The 20799-nt window shown below is 39.9% G+C and carries 22 protein-coding genes; 3 read left to right on the forward strand and 19 right to left on the reverse strand.

Translation table 11 applies throughout. The annotated features are described in order from the left end of the window. Positions 1-32: 32 nt before the first annotated feature. Positions 33-803, reverse strand: coding sequence for a DUF4811 domain-containing protein (locus AC6UD4_RS04155; protein ID WP_500694012.1), 771 nt, complete (start codon positions 801-803; stop codon positions 33-35). Then, entirely contained in the window at positions 803-2284 is a 1482-nt protein-coding gene (locus tag AC6UD4_RS04160) for an MDR family MFS transporter (protein WP_500694013.1), read from the reverse strand. The genes AC6UD4_RS04155 and AC6UD4_RS04160 overlap by 1 nt, the downstream gene beginning before the upstream one ends. A gap of 184 nt (positions 2285-2468) precedes the next feature. Between AC6UD4_RS04160 and AC6UD4_RS04165 the strand changes: the two genes are divergently transcribed. Further along, positions 2469-2945 (forward strand): MerR family transcriptional regulator, encoded by a 477-nt coding sequence (locus tag AC6UD4_RS04165; RefSeq protein ID WP_500694014.1) that lies wholly within the window; start codon positions 2469-2471, stop codon positions 2943-2945. A gap of 29 nt (positions 2946-2974) precedes the next feature. On the opposite strand, the gene AC6UD4_RS04170 is transcribed toward AC6UD4_RS04165, so the two are convergent. After that, positions 2975-3673, reverse strand: coding sequence for a 2,3-diphosphoglycerate-dependent phosphoglycerate mutase (locus AC6UD4_RS04170; RefSeq protein ID WP_500694015.1), 699 nt, complete (start codon positions 3671-3673; stop codon positions 2975-2977). A 42-nt stretch (positions 3674-3715) separates the two neighbouring features. Then, a complete protein-coding gene (locus AC6UD4_RS04175) occupies positions 3716-4807 on the reverse strand; it encodes an AI-2E family transporter (RefSeq protein ID WP_500694016.1) in 1092 nt (363 codons plus the stop codon). Positions 4808-5004: 197 nt separating this feature from the next. On the opposite strand from AC6UD4_RS04175, the gene AC6UD4_RS04180 reads away from it, so the two are divergent. Then, positions 5005-6183, forward strand: a complete 1179-nt coding sequence (locus tag AC6UD4_RS04180; RefSeq protein ID WP_500694017.1) for a class I SAM-dependent methyltransferase — start codon at positions 5005-5007, stop codon at positions 6181-6183. 71 nt (positions 6184-6254) lie between these two features. Here AC6UD4_RS04180 and AC6UD4_RS04185 read toward each other — a convergent pair whose 3' ends face one another. From AC6UD4_RS04185 to AC6UD4_RS04245, 13 genes are all read right to left on the reverse strand, one after another. Then, entirely contained in the window at positions 6255-6587 is a 333-nt protein-coding gene (locus AC6UD4_RS04185; protein WP_500694018.1) for an AzlD domain-containing protein, read from the reverse strand. Between the two features lie 15 nt (positions 6588-6602). After that, positions 6603-7379 (reverse strand): AzlC family ABC transporter permease, encoded by a 777-nt coding sequence (locus AC6UD4_RS04190; RefSeq protein ID WP_500694019.1) that lies wholly within the window; start codon positions 7377-7379, stop codon positions 6603-6605. A 126-nt stretch (positions 7380-7505) separates the two neighbouring features. Beyond that, positions 7506-8795: a D-alanyl-D-alanine carboxypeptidase family protein gene (locus AC6UD4_RS04195; RefSeq protein ID WP_500694020.1), complete on the reverse strand. Its 1290-nt coding sequence runs from the start codon at positions 8793-8795 to the stop codon at positions 7506-7508. Next, positions 8776-9963 carry a sensor histidine kinase gene (locus tag AC6UD4_RS04200; protein WP_500694136.1) on the reverse strand — a complete coding sequence of 396 codons (1188 nt, stop codon included), beginning with the start codon at positions 9961-9963 and terminating at the stop codon, positions 8776-8778. Before AC6UD4_RS04200 ends, AC6UD4_RS04195 begins: the two co-directional genes overlap by 20 nt. Before the next feature lie 21 nt (positions 9964-9984). Beyond that, positions 9985-10671, reverse strand: coding sequence for a response regulator transcription factor CroR (gene croR / locus AC6UD4_RS04205; protein WP_500694021.1), 687 nt, complete (start codon positions 10669-10671; stop codon positions 9985-9987). A 138-nt stretch (positions 10672-10809) separates the two neighbouring features. Continuing rightward, entirely contained in the window at positions 10810-11550 is a 741-nt protein-coding gene (locus AC6UD4_RS04210) for a DUF1129 family protein (protein WP_500694022.1), read from the reverse strand. Between the two features lie 9 nt (positions 11551-11559). Beyond that, positions 11560-12657, reverse strand: coding sequence for a redox-regulated ATPase YchF (gene ychF / locus AC6UD4_RS04215; RefSeq protein ID WP_500694023.1), 1098 nt, complete (start codon positions 12655-12657; stop codon positions 11560-11562). A 14-nt stretch (positions 12658-12671) separates the two neighbouring features. Then, positions 12672-12863, reverse strand: coding sequence for a DUF951 domain-containing protein (locus AC6UD4_RS04220; RefSeq protein WP_500694024.1), 192 nt, complete (start codon positions 12861-12863; stop codon positions 12672-12674). 13 nt (positions 12864-12876) lie between these two features. Continuing rightward, complete coding sequence (locus tag AC6UD4_RS04225; RefSeq protein ID WP_500694025.1) at positions 12877-13761, reverse strand: ParB/RepB/Spo0J family partition protein; 885 nt, start codon at positions 13759-13761, stop codon at positions 12877-12879. Further along, complete coding sequence (locus tag AC6UD4_RS04230; RefSeq protein WP_500694026.1) at positions 13745-14518, reverse strand: ParA family protein; 774 nt, start codon at positions 14516-14518, stop codon at positions 13745-13747. Before AC6UD4_RS04230 ends, AC6UD4_RS04225 begins: the two co-directional genes overlap by 17 nt. Before the next feature lie 15 nt (positions 14519-14533). Next, entirely contained in the window at positions 14534-15256 is a 723-nt protein-coding gene (gene rsmG, locus AC6UD4_RS04235; protein WP_500694027.1) for a 16S rRNA (guanine(527)-N(7))-methyltransferase RsmG, read from the reverse strand. 176 nt (positions 15257-15432) lie between these two features. Further along, entirely contained in the window at positions 15433-16350 is a 918-nt protein-coding gene (gene rihC / locus AC6UD4_RS04240) for a ribonucleoside hydrolase RihC (protein ID WP_500694028.1), read from the reverse strand. A gap of 99 nt (positions 16351-16449) precedes the next feature. Next, positions 16450-17283 carry an alkaline phosphatase family protein gene (locus AC6UD4_RS04245; RefSeq protein ID WP_500694029.1) on the reverse strand — a complete coding sequence of 278 codons (834 nt, stop codon included), beginning with the start codon at positions 17281-17283 and terminating at the stop codon, positions 16450-16452. A 124-nt stretch (positions 17284-17407) separates the two neighbouring features. Here AC6UD4_RS04245 and AC6UD4_RS04250 point away from each other — a divergent pair, with 124 nt between their 5' ends. After that, on the forward strand, positions 17408-18031 hold the full coding sequence (locus AC6UD4_RS04250) for an SGNH/GDSL hydrolase family protein (RefSeq protein ID WP_500694030.1): 624 nt from the start codon (positions 17408-17410) through the stop codon (positions 18029-18031). 25 nt (positions 18032-18056) lie between these two features. Here AC6UD4_RS04250 and AC6UD4_RS04255 read toward each other — a convergent pair whose 3' ends face one another. Further along, positions 18057-19256: a zinc ribbon domain-containing protein gene (locus tag AC6UD4_RS04255; RefSeq protein ID WP_500694031.1), complete on the reverse strand. Its 1200-nt coding sequence runs from the start codon at positions 19254-19256 to the stop codon at positions 18057-18059. 97 nt (positions 19257-19353) lie between these two features. Then, the gene (locus tag AC6UD4_RS04260; RefSeq protein ID WP_500694032.1) at positions 19354-20793 is read right to left on the reverse strand and encodes a zinc ribbon domain-containing protein; all 1440 of its coding nucleotides are present in this window, start codon (positions 20791-20793) and stop codon (positions 19354-19356) included. Between the last annotated feature and the right edge of the window lie 6 nt (positions 20794-20799).

Below are 20799 nucleotides of genomic sequence, written 5' to 3' on the forward strand. Positions count from 1 at the left end.
ATGATGCTCAAAATTTGAGCATCATTTTTTATCTAGTTAACTTTTAAAGCTTGTTCCATTGCCTTTTGTTCCATCTGATTTTTAGCTTTGTTCTGCATTTGCGCCTTAAATTCATTCTCAGCTTGTTTTTGCAGCTTAGCTTGGTCCTTTGGTGACATCTTTGGATTTTCGGCCATAGCTTGTTGTATCTTAGCTGCTACAAACTGTTTCCCAGAAGCAGCCATCTGTTGCTGAGCTTCAGGATTTTGTTGTGGCTGCTTCATTTGAGCAGCCTCTTGTTTCATGGCCTTCCCAAATGCTTTAGCTTGTTCAGGTGTGAATACCATGTAACCTGATTTTACGTGGAAAGTATTCGTACGTTTAATAAAGGCTTCTTTTTGAGCAAACATGAAGAAGACTTTGTAAAATTTATTTTTGTAGACCCAATCTTGTTGCTTTAAAACTAGTTTGTTTGAATCGCCACCTGGTTTGATTTCATTCGTAGTGTCAATCGCAGGTGTTACGGTTGGCTTCTTTTGACTTACATTCTTTTTGTAGATCACAACTTTATCATTAGTCTGACCAATCTTCTTATACAATATCATGTTGGCTTGATTGTTCACTGATGTAAACGAAGTGGTCTTAACCGTGGTCTTCTTTTCCATCCCAAAGTGATTGTGGTAATTGGCAATCATTAGACCAATCGTAATGATAATCAAAGTAGCAAATATAAGGCCTAAAGAGGTTGCCACTTTTTTATTAGCAATCAAATTCCACGTTAAGAAAAAGGCAATTACAAAAATAATTAGTAAGATAAATATCATTATTTTTTACCTCCCTTTTCAAAAACAGGATCTTCAGTAACATGACCCTTTTTCAACGCAAACGTCAAAAGAAAGGCAATTAATGAGATTAAGAATGCGACTCCAAAGGCTGCCATGTATCCTTTCAAATTAGCGTTAATTGCTCCAGCTCGATATGCCAACGGATTAATTTTAAGTAAGTGTTTTGCTGGCATATTATTGGTAGTAACATTGGCTAAAATTGAAATCATAACGGCCGTTGAAATTGATCCACAAACCTGTCTAAAGGTATTGTTAGCAGCAGTTCCATGTCCCATTTCAGAAACTGGAAGAGCATTCATTCCAGATGTCGTTACTGGCATCATGGACATTGCCACCCCAAACATTCTAATCGCATACAAAATAACAACGTAAATGGTTGGAGTATCCTTTGTTAAAAACAAAAATGGAAAAGTCCCAACCGTCAATAAGAACAATCCACCCATTGCTAAACGACGGGCCCCAAACTTATCGAATAGTCTTCCAGTAATTGGGCTCATAAATCCGGTTAAAAGTGCTCCGGGTAATAGAGTCAATCCGGAATGAAAAGCACTCATCCCTCTAACAATTTGTAAGTAAAGAGGTAAGACCATTTCAACTCCGACCATTCCCATGAAGACCACCGCACTGACAATGGTTCCAAGTCGAAATTCACGTGATTTGAAAACATTTAAATTCAAGAACGGGTTCTTCATGACCAGTTGACGCCATCCAAAGAGAATAATAAAAATGATTCCAATAATTAATCCCCAAATGACAGTTGGACTGCCCCAACCGTCATTTCCAACTGACGAGAATCCATAAAGTAAACTACCAAAACCAATGGTAGACAAAACTAATGAGAGATAATCTAGCTTACTTTTCTTAGTTGGAAGAACTGGTTTAACAAAAAACAGTCCTAAAACAATGACTATGGCAACAATGGGAGCAATAATCCCAAACAAATTTCGCCAAGATGAAGTATCAATCACCCATCCAGACAAAGTTGGTCCAATGGCAGGCGCTAAACCAACGACGATTCCGGCCAGTCCCATGGCAGTGCCCCGTTTTTCTGCTGGAAAAATTGATAACATGATGGTCTGAAGTAATGGCATGGCAATACCAACACCAACTCCTTGAATCAAACGGGATCCAAATAAAAACCAGAAGCTTGGAGCTATCCATGACCCCACCGTTCCAATCTCAAAGATGATCATTGCTGATAAGTACAGCCATTTAGTGTTAAAACGTCCACTCAACCAGGCACTAACTGGAATCAAAATTCCGTTAACCATCATAAATCCGGTGGTTAACCACTGAACGGTCGAGGTATTAACATTAAAGGCACGCATTAATGTTGGAAAAGCCGTTGACAAAATGGTTTGGTTTAAAACCGTACAAAAAGTTCCAACCAAAAGAATAATGACAAACATGGTTCGATTATACTTTTTGCCATTCGCATCAACAGCAGGAATATTATGCATTATATATGCCCCTTTCAAAAGCTTAATTAATTAATATTTGCTCAAAATTACAACACCAACTACTATACAACCATCCGATGTTTATGTCAATTTAATTGACACGTGCATTATTTTACATATAATTAGTATTGTATTATTTAATGAATTCATCGAGTTTGATTAAGCATAGAAAGTAGGTAAACCCTTGGAAAATGAGAATGATCAAGAAGTAGCTGACCTCAACGGACGACTCGGAAAAATCATCAAAAAAAATAACATTTCGGTTGGCATTGGTGATATTTCCAAATGCTCCGGTCTTTCCCAAAGTAAGATTCGCTACTGGGAGCAGCGAGGATACATTACTTCTTTACCAGTTCATAAAAATCAAAACAAGCGATATAGCATCTATACTCTAGTAACCGTTTTATTAATCAAATCCTATCTAGAGTCCGGCTTTACTTTAGCCACGGCAGTAGATAAGGCAAAACGTCACGAAGAAATCAGTAAAGTTTTTAAAAAATTAATCCTTGATCGGGTTCAATACGTTAAAACTAAAAATGACGACTACTGCATTAATATGGGACCTCTTTCAGACGACCCCAGTAAATCGGTCATTATCAAAGTAAGCGATCGTGGTAGTAAAATCACACTAATGGATACAAAAAAGACACTTCCTAATTAATTAGGAGGTGTCTTTTGGTTTAGATTAAATTATTTATTTTCGCCTAATTTAACCTTGTCTAAAATGTTTAAGTCAGAGTCAATATCATAAACAATTGGTTGACCAGTAGCAATCTCAACGTTCATGATGTCTTCATCAGAGATTCCTTCAATGTACTTAGTTAAAGCACGAAGAGAGTTACCATGGGCAGCAACGATCACATTCTTGTTGTCTAACAATTTAGGAGCAATGTGATCTTGCCAGAATGGAATAACTCGTTCCAAAGTAACCTTTAAGTTCTCACCACCAGGGATCGCCTTTGGATCTAAGTCAGCATAACGACGATCTTTAGCAGCTGATCCCTCATCATTTGCGTCCAAAAGTGGAGGCAAAACATCGTATGAACGACGCCAGATGTGAACTTGTTCCTTACCAAATTTTTCAGCAGCTTCCGCCTTATTTTGGCCTTGAAGTGCACCATAGTGACGTTCGTTTAAACGCCAAGACTTCAAAACTGGAATCCATAATTGGTCACTTTCATCCAACACATAATTTAAAGTCTTGATAGCACGCTTTAAAACTGAAGTGTAAGCTTGGTCAAATTGAATGCCTGCTTCAGCAATTAATTTACCTGCATTTTTAGCCTGCTTAACTCCTTCTTCACTTAAATCAACGTCAACCCAACCAGTGAATTGGTTCGATAAGTTCCATTCACTTTGGCCGTGTCTAACAAATACTAATTTAGCCATTGTAATTACCCCTCTTTTGTTTTTATACTAACTCATTTTACATCATTTAAAACTTTTTTTCACTAACTTACTGATCTTACTAAACCAACCTGGTTTTCGATTTCTCGCCACTTCATCAACGTTTTGGACTCCCAAGACGTCCAGTAAAAAGGTGAAAACAGGAACCGAAACGATTAATCCCCACGTCCCAAAGATGTGTTCACCAACCAAGAGGACTACGAACGTAAAGAAGATGGGCAGCTCGGTCTTAGCCGACATGAACTTGGGGTTTAACACGTATGCTTCAAGTAGATGAACCAACATAATGATAATGAAGATGTATACCACGTATCTAAATCCACCTACAGTATAACCAATCAAGGTTAGAGGGATTAACGAAATGATAACCCCAGCCACCGGAATGAGGCTCAAGAAGAAAATCATGACAGCTAAGATCAAAAGCTGTGGAATTTGCATGATCCATAAACAAATCGTGGTAATCGTCGTGTTACAGATTGCGATAAAGAATTGGGCTTCAATCACGACCCCAAAGGTTTTGACGAAAGTCTTCGCGAAAAACAGGATATCCGAGAAGAACCACCCAAAGGTACTGGTTAAAAACTTCTTAGAAAAGCGCTTCACCTGCTTAAGTTCCAAGGTAAAAAAGAAACTCAAAAGTAGTGACAGGAACATAGCAATCCCAGTTGAACCAATGCTTGTAATGTAACTCCAAATCAGGTTCATACTTCCCTTAATCTGGTTTGGTACATTAAAGTTCTTTAGTAACCATAAAACCCACGAACGTAATTCTGGGTTTTTAATCGAATGGGGACTTTCATAAAAGGTAATTAGCGTCTTGGTTATTTCAACTCCCTGCTCAGCAATCTGGGGGAGGTACAGGACACTTACCAGTACAATGGCTCCCACAATTAATAAGTAAATCACAATGACCAAGATTGGAATCGGAATCTTAATCCGGGCCCGAATCCAAAGTACTAGCTTGGTTATTAATAACGTAAAGATAAAGGTCAAAAGAATGGTGGTCATCATTGAGCGACAGAGATACAGAACAACGACAATTAGCAACAAGACCACTGCCCGTCTTAATTTTGTGTTATTTAAAAATTTTTGCCACCAATTGGTTAAATTCTCCATTTTGGTTTTAATCCATCCCCTCTCCATTCATAATTCGTATTTAACACTTTACTCAAATCAATTTTAATAGTAGTACGTAATATTTTTATTATAGCATCTAATGTAATTTGTTAAAATTCATGTCAGTCTATTTTACGAGTTTCACAAAAAAAGGTTATAATGGCCATATAACTATTGAATTAAAGAGAGGTTTTTATATGCTTGAAAAGACGTTTTACAGTGAATTTATCAAACACAGTTTTAATATTCCATTAAAGGTAACATACTGGGATGGTTCTACCAAGACTTATGGTAAGGGTGAGCCTAAAGCTCACATTACTATCCACAAAGCAATTCCAATTAAAGATATTACCAGTAATGCTTCAATCGCTTTAGGTGAAGCATACATGGATGGTGTAATCACTGTTGAAGGGATTTCTTTAGAAGATTTAGTTGCAGCAGCTTACCTGGATAGCAGCAGTTTCTTACACAACAAGAAATTCATTAAGTGGCTACCAAAGTCTTCTCATTCAGAAGCAGCAAGTAAAAAAGATGTGCAAAAGCATTATGACATCGGAAATGAATTCTACAAAATTTGGCTTGATAAGACCATGACCTATTCATGTGGTTACTGGGAAAGTCCAGAAGATAGCCTGTACGATGCTCAGATGAATAAAGTTCATCACATCATCAAGAAACTAAACCCACAGCCTGGTGGTACTCTTTTAGATATCGGTTGTGGTTGGGGTACTTTAATGTTAGTTGCCGCTAAAGAATACGACCTAAAGGTTACTGGTGTGACCCTTAGTCAGGAACAATGCGACTACGTTAACGAACAGATCAAAAAATACGGTCTTGAAGACGTCGCTGAAGTCCGCCTTCAAGATTACCGTGAACTACCAAAGTCAGAAAAGTGGGATTACATCACGTCTGTTGGAATGTTTGAACACGTTGGGAAAGAAAATCTTGATGAATACTTCAAGGTCGTTTCAGACCACTTAGCGAAAAACGGAAACGCCCTCATCCATGGAATTACCAGACAACAGGGTGGTGCGATCAATGGTTGGTTAAATAAGTGGATCTTCCCTGGGGGTTACATCCCTGGTTTGACCGAAAACTTAGACCATATTATTGATAATGGCATGCAAATCTACGATCTTGAATCACTAAGAAGACACTACCAGAAGACTACGGAAACATGGGACAAAAACTTCAATGCGCACCGAAAAGAAATTGAAAATATGTTTGACGAACGTTTCTGCCGCATGTGGGACTTGTACCTTCAAGCCTGTGCCGCTTCATTTAAGGTTGGAAATATCGATGTCATGCAGTACCTCATTTCAAAGGGACCGGCTGGTGCATCACTTCCAATGACCCGTGACTACATGTACAAATAACTTAATATAATAGATAGTAAAAGACGTAACTTCATCAATTAAAGTTACGTCTTTTTGTTATCAAATATTCATTAAAGGACAAACGTTAACAGAAACACCGCCGCTAGTCCTGCCATCACTGAAACTAGCATAGATCGGGTCCAGTAAGCAATCCCAATTACCAACACGGCAGCGATTAACTCTGGTCCCTGACCACTAATCGAAAAGGCATATGACTGATTAATAAAAATATCCTTTACTACCAGTGAAGTAAACAGACAAATTGGTACAAATTCCATCCATTCGGTAAACCACTTTGGAATTTTGCGCTTTCTAAAAAATGCTAATGGTATAAATCTTGGAGCTAAAGCAACTAAAAAACACAGCAATATTAACAGAAAGTGTTGCATCGCATCCCATTTCATAACAATTCTCCCAACTTATTCCTTCGGTGTCCCCGCAGGGTTTTTAAACGTCTTAAGAAAAATACTTTTCTTGTTGGTCTTCCGTTTTCGACTCCGAAAGTATTTATCAAGCAAGAAACCGACGAACGATGCAACTAACGTCGCCGCAACTAATCCGAGTGTTGATTTAGTTAACACTAAGAAGAAGATCGCAAGGCCAGCAGCAAAAAGTGCAATAAACACTTTTAGCAAATCCTTTAACTGCATCACAATCATATACAAGAAGAGCGCTGTGAGTGCGAAATGCACCACGGTTAGATCAATTGTAAGAGCTGACCCAATTAAACTCCCCACTAAGTTACTAATGGTCCAGAAAAATAACGTAAAATGTTCTACTTGCAACGCATCCTTCGGGGTCCATTTCTTGTCAGTTGAAAACTTTAAATAGTTCACAGCGTAATTTTCGTCATTTAAAGAACAGGCAAAAAAGAACGTAAAGAGCGTGTTCTGCCCGTGAAGATACTTAGAAAGACTCGATCCTAATAATGCGTATCTCAGCTCTAGGAAAAACAGCATCAACACAATCGTTAGAAGTGGTGAATTAATGGTTAACATGGATGCGATCAAAAATTGGGCACCACCGGAAAAAACCAGTAGTGATACCAAAATCGTGTTAAACGTGTTAAATCCCGCGGCGTGTAGCAAAATCCCACACGCCAAACCAATTGGAATGTAACTCAAGTCTAAGGGAAACGAGACCTTGAAATTGGCTTTCCAAGTAGGTTCATTAGGATTCGGTACTAATTTTGTCAATTGAAATCCTCCACTTGATTTCTTGAATAAATAACCTAAAAAAATTAATTAACTTTTTGCGTACATTGTTCATTATAAGAAAAAATGGCAAAATAACAAACCATAATTTTGTTCTAATGGTAATTATCAGAAAAATTCCACAATTTCACGAAACAATCTCGAAAAGAAGCCAACCTTATCAACGCTTTGGCAGGTAACGATTGGTGCTTTTCCACCATCATGATTTAAAAATTCCACCTTCTGATTTTTAAATCCAACCTGATTCGTTCCAACTTCCTGATTTTTAAGCACAGGAGCTGATACCGCATTGTCTTTAGCATGCTTTGAATCAAGTATAATTTGGTCGCTAAATTCATTTGGTTGAGAAACCTTGCCCCACAGGGTAACTGGTTTGCTCATCTTGACTTTAACCGACCGTTTTTTCCCGTTAATCACCCTTAGATGATTCTCGGTAAATTGATCGTTATCGTACTCCATGGGGCGATAATTCTTGATTACGTGTTCCATTAAGTTCTTAGTAACGATAAACCGTTGATTAGGCTTAGCACCCATAACTACCGTGATAATGCGATGACCATGGTGATTATCTAAAGTCCCCGCGAAGTTTTCGCCCGCTTTCTTAGAAGTTCCAGTTTTTAGACCATCAACGTTTAAGGCTGGATCGTAATATCGTTGTCCCTTCAACATTTCGTTAGAGGTCTTGACAACTTCTTGCGGTTTTTGGTCGGTATCACCAAAGGTATACTGCGTTTTCTTAGTGGTTTTTAGAACATCAGGATACTGCGAAATAATTTTGGAAGAGATGATTGCCGTGTCTTTTGCTGACATCTCATTTTCAGAATCACCAGTCACCCTTGGCAAATTCATCGGTGCAACCTGTTTGTTAGTCAGACCACAGGCATTATAGAATTTGGCGTCTTTAATTCCCAATTCTTTGGCAGTTATTCGCATGGTTTTGGCAAAATTCTCACTGTTACCAGAGATTTTATCACCAAGCGCCATCGCACTCGCGTTAGCTGAACCAATCAGGGCCGTTGAATAGAGCGCCCTTACCGTGTATTTCTTATGGGCCTCTAATTTAACGTTGGTAAACCCTTTTTTGGTACTTAATTTGGCAACTGCAGGTGAAATATCCACCTTAGTGTCCCATTTCAATTGATGATCATGAACTCGTTTTTGAACTATGTATGCGGTGAGTAACTTACTCATCGAGGCTGCCGGTAAGTTTCTAGCAGCGTTTTTTTGATAAATAATCTGTCCTGATTTAGCGTCCACTGCAATGGCAGCTTTACTATCGATTTCGTTCGAGTTGGCCTTTGCCAAAGTTTCTGGAATCATTAAAACGAGTGCTAACGTCATGATTAAAAATGAAACGAGAAATTGATGACCACTATGATTACTTTTCTTGGTTTGCATTTTTCTCTCCTATCACATGTTTATTTTTCCGTAATGGATGTTTAACATCTAACGGAAGGTAAATCTTAAACGCGGTTAATTTTTTCGTTGAAGAAACGTTGATATAACCTCCCTGATTGGTGACAATCTCACGAACAATGGCAAGTCCTAGGCCAGTTCCACCAGTTTTGGTGTTTCGTGACTCCTCAACCCGGTAAAAACGATCAAAGATGTGATCTAGTGACCCTTTAGGGATCTGTTCGCCATCGTTTGAAACGATAATTTCAACTCCTTCACTACTAAATGGCTTAGCAGAAAGATAGATGTGACGTCCACCCTTTCCATACTTAAAAGCATTCGAAATCAGATTATTAAATACCCGACCTAACGACTCCGCATTGGCTTTGATCGAAATATCGTGCTTGAGTGGCTTCATTTCAATCGTCATCTTGTGCTTAGATGCATCAAGTTTAAATGAGGTCTGAAGCTGCTCTAATAGCGCATTCACATCAATGTTATCAATTTTTTGCGAAGGCTTAGACTTGTCGCCCGCCTTAGCATACTCAAAAAGCCGATCCACTAATTGTTTCATTTGTTGCGCCTTTAAATAAGCAATATGTGAATACTTTAAAATGTCGTCTTCATTTTGATACTGACCGTCTTCAATGAGACCAAGGTATCCCAGAATTGAAGTTAGTGGCGTTCTTAAATCATGACTAACGCTAGTGACCAATTTGTCCTTTGAAGCTTCCACCTCTCGCTCATCATTCATGGATTCAATAACACTATCAACAAGCGCGTTAATACTTTGAATGACCCGCTCGGTATCTCCCTTTAATTCAAAGGGGATTCGATGGTCAAAATGCCCGTTCGCAATGTAATGCAATTCCGAAATAATGTGGCGGAGTTGCATTTGATGATAGCGCCGAATCAACCGCCAGTAAATAATAATGATATCGATTACGCCCATAGCAATGATGAAGAGATTCTCCCAGCTAAGTAGTCGAAAATGCATCGGGCCAAAGGTTACCGATTGCTTAATGATGAAGATTCCGTCCCTTAGACCCGGGTTACTCTCGATTGATTCAGTGATAATCACGGTAATCGCCAAGTTTAAAAGGAGTAATAATATTAAAGTAACTACTCCTTCAACAAATAATTCAGTTTTTTCTTTCGTCGTTAATTTCAAACTCAAGATTCCTCTTATTATTTATGCTTCCACTTTGTAGCCGACGCCCCAAACGGTTTGAATCACTTTTTCACCGCCAGTAGCTTCTTCAATCTTGTCACGTAAATGACTGACGTGGACCATGACGGTTTTAGCTGAAATGATACTTTCTTGTTTCCAAACGCGCTCAAAAATCTCATCAGCTGAAAAGACCCGGTTAGGATGGCTGGCAAGAAGGTACAAAATACCAAACTCCAGAGCGGTTAACTGGATTTCTTTGCCGTCTTCCGTCTTAACTTCGTGTGAATCCTTATTGATAGTCAGTGGACCCACGTTTAAAATGTCAGGCTTGTCCTTAGTGACATCGTTTTGACTTCTTCTAAGCAGGGAACGAACCCGTGCCATGATTTCCAATGGGTTAAATGGCTTGGTGACGTAATCATCAGCTCCAGAAACCAATCCCTGAATTTTATCCATATCAGCCGTTTTGGCGGACAACACAATGATCGGAATCTGGGAGTCTTTACGGATTTCTTTAATAACATCAATCCCACTCATTTCCGGCATCATGATGTCTAAAATTACCAAGCCAATGTCTGGCTCAGTGCGCAAAAGTGATAATGCATCACTACCGTTATAGGCTGAGATTGGTTCGTATCCTTCGTTTTTAATGTAGATTTCTAATAATTGTGCGATTTCTTTATCGTCATCAACAACTAAAATTTTCATTTTAATTACCTCGAATTCACTGTTTTCTTTCAGTTTATCAGATTGAAAACAGAGATTAACCAAAATTGTTTTAATATTATAAACATTTAAACTTTCACATCAAAAAAATCGTAGACCAGTTGATCCACGATTCATTAATTAATTTCGGTTCCCGGTAAATAGTCCATTGGTAATTGGGAAACGATGACGCATGTACAAAATTCCCGCAATTCCAATCACACCAATCACTGCATCAACAATCGGACTGGTAATCGGGTTAATCACTCTTGGAATATACGTTCCACCAAAGAAGACTAGCATCCAAATTGCGAACAATAGAACCATCATCAAAGCTCGAATGAGGCCATTATATTTATGTTTTACTCCCGGAGCAAACAAGTTGGTCATAAGTGGCATCCCCGCACCAGCAACAATCGAGGAAACAAAGATTCCAGTAATTCCCATTACACCACCTTTTGATGCTTGCGAGGAATTAATGAAGAACATGGCTGCGTACAAGAAACAGAACAGGACCAAAAACCACAAAAAGTTGTACGTGGCATCAATCACGTAGGTGATGGGCGTCATCTTTTGGGGTTTCTTTGGTGGATGAACCGTAACCTGCACTTTTTGAGCAACCGTTCCATACAGATTCTTTGCGGTCACCCCACTCTTTTGGGCCCTTTTTAGTTCATTTACCATCGTACTGATTTGAGCAGCCTGCTTTTCTGGTTCCAATTTGGTTTCCGAAAGTTCCTGCTTAAATTTATACATGTATTCAGCATTTCTCTTGGTCAAACCAACGTGATCAAATTGTTCTCGTTCAGCAATCTTAGTGTTTGAGTGATGTTGATGCTGTTTTGCTTTAGCATTTCGTTTTCGATTATCTTCCTCGCTCATAATTTCCTCCTAGACGTTGAACCTAAATTCTGCAATGTCTCCATCATGCATGACGTAATCCTTACCTTCAACCCGCAATTTTCCGGCCTCTTTAACGGCATTTTCACTTCCGTATTTATCCAGGTCTTCAAAGGACATAATCTCAGCTCGAATAAAGCCCCGTTCAAAATCAGAATGGATAATTCCAGCGGCTTGAGGTGCCTTAGTACCCTTTTTAAAGGTCCACGCCTTCGTTTCTTTGCCACCTGCAGTAAAGAAGGTTTCCAGTCCAAGCAATTTGTATGAAGCCCGAATCAACTTATTTAGACCAGGCTCACTAACCCCCTCAGCCTCAAGAAAGTCAGCTTTATCATCATCACCTAGTTCAGCGATTTCCTGCTCGGTTTCTGCCGCAATTCCAATTGCCTGCGCACCGTGTTTTTGAGCATAGTCTTTAACCATTTTAAAGTACTTGTCACTTTCTGGATCCGCCATCGATTCTTCGCTGATGTTAGCGACATACAAGACGGGTTTAGAAGTCAAAAGAAACAATCCCTTAACGATCTTCTGCTCGTCTTCATCAAAATCAATATCGCGGACAGCTCCGCCATCTTCAAGCACCGGTTTAATCTTGTTTAAAACATTCAGTTCTTCCTTGGCTTCATCTGAGCCCTTTGCTGCTCTTTGAACTTTTCCAATTCGTTTATCAACGGCATCTAAATCAGCAATTCCAAGTTCGACGTTGATCGTTTCAATATCGCCAATGGGGTCAACGGTTCCCGTAACTGAGGTAATATTGTCATCATCAAAAGCCCGAACAACGTGGACAATTGCGTCCACTTGACGAATGTTTTCAAGAAACTTGTTTCCAAGCCCTTCACCTTTACTAGCACCCTTTACAATCCCCGCAATATCGGTAAATTCAAAAGTAGTTGGTACCACCTTTTTAGCCGGGATTAACTCCTGAATCCGGTCCAGCCGTTTATCTGGCACTTCTACCATTCCTACGTTTGGATCAATCGTTGCGAAAGGATAGTTAGCCATTTCAGCACCAGCTTTTGTAATGGCATTAAAAAGTGTTGACTTACCAACGTTCGGCAACCCAACGATTCCCGCTGTTAAAGACATCCTGCTTACCTCTTTTAATTAATTTCTTCGTGTTTTTCTAGTATTTTCTTTAAACGTTTCTCAAATTGTCGTCGACTGATCATCACAATGTGACCACATCCCATGCACTGAACCTTAATGTCAGCTCCCATTCGAATGATTTCCCATCGATTGGTGCCACAGGGATGCTGTTTCTTCATTTCAACGATATCATGCATTCCATACATAAAAATATCCTCCCTAGTCGAGATGAATATCCAATAGGTCTAAAATTCGGTTCAAATCTTCGTTTGACATGTAATCAATCTGGATTTGTCCCTTACCAAGCTTAGAATTGGTCTCATTAATCAAAACTTTAGTTCCAAATTTATCTTGAAGCTGGTCCTCGCTCTCCTTAATGTAGGGAGACTTGGACTTTTTCACTGTTCGTTTACTCTTGGTTGAGTGAGCCTTATTAGCCTTGGCAATTAACTTTTCTAACTGTCTAACCGTGAGGGTTTCATCCTTAGCCTTAGCAGCTAAATTCAAAAGTTGTGATTTTTCTTTGACTGATAAAAGGGAACGGGCCTGCCCCATTGAAAGTTGCTTCTTTTGCAGCATATCCTTAACGGATTGTGGCAACCCCAGCAAACGAAGATAATTGGCAATGTAAGGGCGGCTCTTGCCTAAGCGTTCTGAAACTTGTGCTTGCGTTAAATTCAGTTTCGTCATTAAAGTATCGTACGCTTGAGCTTCTTCTAGTGGATTAAGGTCCTCACGCTGTAAGTTTTCCATTACAGCGATTTCCATCATTTGCTCTTCGGTAGCATCACGAATGATTGCTGGAATTTTGGCCTTCCCAGCAGCTTTAGATGCCCGAAATCGACGTTCACCAGCAATAATCTGGTAATTATGATTATCAACATCGTGGCGCACAATAATTGGCTGAAAAACTCCTGATTCTTTAATGGACTGGGTTAAATCGTCAAGAGCCTTCTGATCAAATTTCTTTCTTGGTTGATAAGGATTAGGCGAAATTTCGGTTAGGTCAAGATCAACAACTGCTTCGTCATTACTATTAACGTCATTGTCCTTAAACAATGCTTCAATTCCACGTCCTAATCCCTTACTATTTTTGTTGGTCATGGGCAGCTAACACTTCCTTTGTCAATTCCATGTATACTTTGGCACCTTTTGATTTGGCATCATAGTCAATGATCGGCAGTCCATGACTGGGAGCTTCCGATAAACGAACGTTTCTGGGGATGACGGTGGTGTACACCTTATCCTTAAAAAACTTTCTAACCTCACCATTGACTTGTGCTCCAAGATTAGTACGGGAATCAAACATAGTCAATAACACTCCCTCAATCTTGAGGTTGGGATTAAAGTGTTTCTGTACCAAACCAATGGTATTAAGCAATTGGCTCAGTCCCTCTAAGGCGTAATACTCAGACTGAACCGGGATCAAAATCGAATCACTGGCAGTAAAAGCGTTAATCGTGATTAATCCTAAAGAAGGTGGGCAATCAATTAAAATGTAATCGTACTTGTCAGAGACACTCTCAAGTGCCGTTTTCAATCGAGTCTCACGCGCCATCATGGGGGTCAACTCAATCTCTGCTCCAGATAATTGAATGGTAGCAGGAACAATATCTAGATTTTGATGAGCTGAATGTAGAATAACGTCTTCAATCGGCTCTTCATTAACTAAAACATCATAAATATCTTTATTAATTTTTTGCTTACTAAGACCAACGCCACTAGTGGCATTTCCTTGGGCATCGGCATCAACCAGCAGGACTTTCTTGCCCTTTGTGGCTAGGTCAGCCCCCAGATTAACAGCAGTCGTGGTCTTACCAACACCACCCTTTTGATTTGCAAGCGATATAACGGTTCCCATGTTGTTCCCTCCTTCTTACTTGATCGGATCCTTATTTGGAGTTCCAGCTTTTCTTGGATACTTCTTTGGTGTCTTGGTGACTTTATCAATGACAATTATATTTCTTACTTCATCATTTTCCGGTAATTTAAACTCAAAGTCACTTTCGACTTTACCACCTAAAGTTGTAATTGCCTTCTGAGCTCCCTTCAGTTCTTCAGGAGCCCTAGCGGCCTTTAACGCAATTAACTTGCCGCCGATCTTAACCAGTGGGAGGCACAACTCAGACATCACACTCAACCGCGCCAGTGCCCGTGCGGTTGCAAAATCAAATTGTTCGCGATCATTTGACCGCTTTCCACCAAATTCCTCGGCACGAGCATGAACAAGGCGCACGTCAGTCAATCCCAGTTCACTAACTAGTTGTTTCAAAAAAACAATCCGCTTATTAAGTGAGTCCACGATGGTGACCTCTAAATCGGGATTAATAATCTTAAGTGGGATTGACGGAAACCCTGCCCCCGCACCAACGTCTACAATTGACCTTGGCTTTTTAAGCTCTGGTATGTAAAAAACGGGAGTAAGTGAATCGTAAAAGTGCTTTAAATACACGTCGTCACGTTCAACGATGGTCGTCAAATTCACCTTTTGATTATAGGACACTAGAAGTTCGTAGTACTTTTTAAACTGTTCTACTTGAAAGTCCGATAGTGAGACATTGTGTTTTAACAATGCCGCTTTAAATTGTTCTGGATTCATTTACTTCTCCTATGTAAAACAAACAATTGGAAACTAATTAAAGTTAAACTAATTAAAGTTAAACTAATTAAAGTTAAACCAATTTAAATTAGACCCTTTATTCATTATAACGAAAATTTAAAGATTTCGTTACCAAAAAAAGGAAAAAAGTCACCGAGAAATTTACCCCGTTCTGTTTAATCTGGCATCTTTTGAACTTCAGACTTAAACCAGTCATTAAACGCTTGGGCGTCAATGTCAACGGCAACCTTAGCATTGGTTTGACCATGATGATAAGCACCACGAATATCACCAACGGTGGCGCCATTGGCGGGTCCACTAGTTTGAATATCAATCCACATCTCTTCAGTAGTAAGTAATTCTGGGTGTAACAGGTAGAAAATCGTATTAACATCGTGCATGGCCACGCCTGCATCACTTTGATCCCCATCACTAGTGATAATGGCAGAGAGCATCTCTCCCGCTCGATTCATTTTCTTAATTTCAGCTAAAGTTTCGTTAGTAAGGAGAGCTTTTTTGGTCACATCAAGTCCAATCATCACGATTTTAACACCACTTTGATACATTATTTTGGCCGCATCTGGGTCAGTAAAGACGTTAAATTCAGCGGCACTGGTCATGTTACCACGTCCAAGTGCTCCGCCCATGGCAACGATCCGTTCTAACTTGGCTTTTACTTCTGGATATTCAGACAGTAGGATGGCAACGTTAGTATAAGATCCCGTTGCGACCAACGTGACTGGTTCTTCACTGTCCATAATGTGGTCATGAAGGGCTTTCACCGCGGTCATTTTCAATGGCTCTGGCAGTTCACCCGTAAAATCATAACCACGCATCCCAGACTCACCGTGAATCCGAGCTGCATCTTCAAACGGCTTTATTAAGGGATTTGCGGCCCCACTAGCGACTTTGATCCGCTCACCATCATGAAAAAAATTAATAATTTTAAGGGCATTAGTCGTCGTTTTATCAACCGTTACGTTTCCAGCGACGGTGGTCACCAAGTCCACATCCAGTTTTGGCTCATTGAGTGCCACTGACAAAGCTGCTGCATCATCAATTCCTGGGTCCATGTCCATAATAATTTTTTGCATAATATCCCTCCGTTTTAAATCCGTCGTTATTAGTCAAGTTTACCACACGCATAATTGAATTAGCTGCTTCAGCTTAAAAGCAATCAAAAAAGAGACGGCCTAAGCTGTCTCTTTTTTTAAGTATGGAAGTAAACTTATTGATGGTCGTTTTACTCGATCAAGGATTCCTAATCCATCTAGAACCGTTCCGCCAATCACACTTACTTTATTAACATCTTCAATGTGGCGATCAGTTGATTGGTTATCATACAACATTACTGGTAAAATCTTGTAAGTCGATAATCCATCCTGAGTTTGTGAATCACCAACTCGACTTGAGGTAACAATCAACAAGTCATCATCCTCTAAAGAATCCATCAGCTCTGATAACATGACATCAACTTTCTTCAGTTCCGATGAGAATTGATCCAAGTCACCCTCCATAGCGGAGGTCTGAAGATCTGGAACTTGAACGTAAATAAAACCGCTCCGTACCTTTTCCAGCTGATGATTTAATTCAACAAAAGCAGAGGTATTATCGGGAACCTGAATCCGTCTGGAAAAGTCTTGAACCTGAAGATATTCCACAAATCTGGAAATGATCACGGAACTCTTTTCCGCTTTATAAACCTCTTCAAAGACGCTTGACACACGTGAATTAACGGCACAATCAAACATTTCTCGCAATCCAGAAGCGGGCCGGTTAACCACGGAATTAGTTCGAACTAATCCGTAAGCGCCCTCGGGATTGACTTCATCTGATGAAGAACGCTCCCCATCAAAAAAGATGTTAAAAAGGCCCAACCGCCGAAGCGATGGTAAATCTGACTTTGAGGATTGATTCAAAACGTGTGAAAGGATGTTATCGCTTGAAGCGTTAAGTTGTTCTGCTTCATTGTCCGAGCGTAATCCGAGTGATGCTAAATCCACAACAATTACCCTTTTATAACTCACGTTTTCATCTCCCATGCGACTTAATAAAATTTAATTATATTCTATAATGCAATAATAAAATGCCCATGTCAATTGACTTAGCAGTAAAATGATAGTATCACAATTCACAACCGAGGTTTAAAAAATGAAATCAATTAATGAAGACAACATCATATTATTAGGTGACTCGTTAACTCGTGGTTTTGACGGAGAAAAAGATTTAGTGCACAATTGGCCCTATTATTTAGGTCAAATTTTACCATTTAACTTCATCAAAAACGCGGGTCAGAACGCTGGGACCATTACCGGCAATTGTGAGCTGGACTTAACCTATCAGGTTAACCACAACAATTTTGGTGACTACGACATCGCCACGATCTTTTATGGTACCAACGATTTTGCCCACCGCTACGATACTTTAGAAGTCGTTAAAAGGATGTTAAATGAAAACATCCAGCAAATCAAGATCGAAAATCCGTCCATTCAAATTCTGGGAATCCTTCCATTTAACCGCTTCGATGGTGGCACCGATAACTACAACATTGAGGGACTTGCCCACTACACGTTTGGGCAGCTCCTTTGCGGCTTAACCACCGTCTACCGCCAAAATAACATTCCATACCTAAACTGGCGCAAGGTGGCACCGACCATTGTCGACGACGATAATTATAGAACAAGACTGCATGACCATCGTCTTCACCCTAATTCGACTACTTACAAAATGATGGCCGAAATCATTGCCAAATTTATTAAAGCAAACGTCAACTAAAAGGAGCCATAATTGGTTTCCTTTTTTATTTAACCTCATCCAGACCCTTAAGTTTGAGCTGATTATTAACATCTTGTTTAACATCAGCCCGATAGTTAGTCGTTTTTGACGCTTTTTGGCCCTGATCGTTAGTTGAATCAGTTTGAACCGCAAAGTCAACGGCGGCTTTCCCCTCACCAGTACTTGTAACCTTTTTAACGTTTACCTTAATTTGAAGATTTTTAACATCTGGTTCATGATCCTTTTTCGCAATCGTAATCATCTGATTATAGGCTGGGTTACTTTTTCCTCCAACAAAGTTTTGGTCGTACTGAACTTGACCAGCTGACTTTTCGTCAAAAACGTCATGGTTCAGCGGCTCCCACACGGCTTTAAGCAGACCAGTTGCTGCCTTTTTATCAACGAGCTTTTTAAACGGGAGTTTGATCTCAGAGTGATTATTCTTCATCCCGAGGTACTGAACATCACTTTTCATTGGTTTGCCGTCAGCACTCAGAGTGGCCCAGATTGATGAATCATCACCAATGGGTAAATTATTGACCTTCGCCTTGCCGTTTTCACCAATTTGAGCAACCGGATGATTGTCAACGTAGACGATGGCGTTTGGGACACTTTCAAGCCCAAACGAAACCACGTTAAACGTCAGGTGCGCCGTATCAGATGACTTCATCAGACTAAACTGACCGGAAGTCTTAAGCTGTTTACCACCAGCCGTGGCAGTCGCCTCAATCTGATGAACTCCCGGGATGAGTGATTTCACGTTCAGCTCCCCATTACCATCCGTTTTACCTGCCTTGTTTCCATCAATTGTCACGTTGGCTTCTGAAAGATTGGTCTTAATTTTAGGATCAATTGGTTTAACTACCAGTTGATAACGTGGAAATACCAGGAAATTCTTCCCCGTTTGTTTATAAACCAAGTTGTTTTCAGCCACTTTCTCACCGTTAATCTGCATCTTGAGCCGATTAACTGCTTCGGAATTTTGATCGAAATCGTTAACAAGGGGTTGAAGGGCCTCTTCACTTGGAGTACCCGTTTGCCCGTCAATTTTGATTCCAGCAATCACCTGCTTTTGTTCGTGATTACGCAGGGCATTCACCAAGCGGTCACCACTAGCTTTTTTTGAATAATACTTTGTCCCGGAAACTCCGACCACAATCACGATGATAATTTCCAACACGAGTAAAAAGGCCAAGAATTTATGTGATTTACGTTTTTCTGCCAAACTAATTTCCATCCTTTTATAATATTGAGGAAATCATAACATACACCAAACAAAAAGAAACGTAGCACAGAATGCTCGTTTCTTTTCTAAATTACTATTAATCGTTATCGGTACTATCTGACACTTTCTTAACTGACTGGTTACTCTTGATGATAAACGGAAGATCATCAGAATCATCACTGCCAGGATTTTTGACCAAGATGGCATTGTATTCAAACGTCTGATGACGAACCGAACTATTGTCATCGTCGTCATTGTTATCGAAAGTATAATCAACCTGATAAGTGACTTGCGTCTCCCCACTATCATAAGGTGCTACCGATTCGGTCCTTTCACTAGTTTCAAATGACTCAATTTTATCGTTGTCATTATAACTTTTGACCATCTTAAGCATATCCTGACAAGCGGGACTACCATTTCCACCGTCAAAGAAATGGGAAATATCAACGTCGTTACCGGCACCACTCACCTGAGTCCAGAGCGGATTCAAGACCTGATCAGCCTGATCTTTCGTGGCAATCCCATCAAACTTCGGTTCAATCGTGTTGTTATTATCACTGTCTTTTAAATTATAGGGTTTACTCTGAATTAATTTACCGGACTTGCCCTTCATCTGAACTTGAACGTTCATGTTCGTACTAAATGGGTAGTCAGAAAGCTTAAAGCTCCCATTGTCACCAATCGTTCCAACCTTCTTGTTTTGAATCAACACGTCTGATCCTGGTTGCCCCTTCACTGTAAAGGTGATAATTCGAAGTGGTAAGGACGCTGAACTGGCACCATCAATCCAGTCGAATTGACCATTATTGTGCAATTCACGGCCATTGACTTTTCCGGCAGTGGTGATGTTATAAAGACCCGGTGCAAGTGGCCCAATCTTCTTAGCCTTTTGACTGCCCATGTTGCTGGTAATTTGCTTGCCGTTCACACTCAACGAGACGCCATTCAGGTTAGTGGAAATACTAGAATAAACGGGTTTGACCATCAGTTTATACTTAGGGAAAAATAACCAGGTGTTACCCTCCTGCTTAAATTGCAGGCTGTCGGTCACCGGATTATCGTTATCGCGCATGAACTGACTCCTAAGCTTTGATAACTGGTCCTTATTACTAGCATAATAATTAATGGTTGGCTTCATCGCTTTCCCACTAATCTTAAAGTTCGGGTCGTTTGTTTCCGACACATTGGCTAAATTCTTTTCCTGATCATTCTTAATTGCTGAGATGACTCGGTCGACTTGATTAGCTTTTGAATAGTAATTCTTTCCAAAGAAGTAACCACCGATAAGTACCACTACCAAGACAACCACAATTACCCAAATCACTTTAGTAAGTGGTTTCATCTTCTTTTGCTTTCGCGGACGATTAACGTTACTTGTCTGACGCAGGGGCCGACTCCCTGATGTCTTGCGACTTGGTCCTGCTTGACCTTTTGGTGATCCATTAGGAGTTAGTTTATACCCACAATTGGGGCAGAACTCATCATTTGCATTAATTCGGTGTCCACAATTGGGACAAAAAGACGCTTCTTCACTCATTTTGAC

The organism is Fructilactobacillus sp. X3R5C2 (assembly GCF_059901175.1).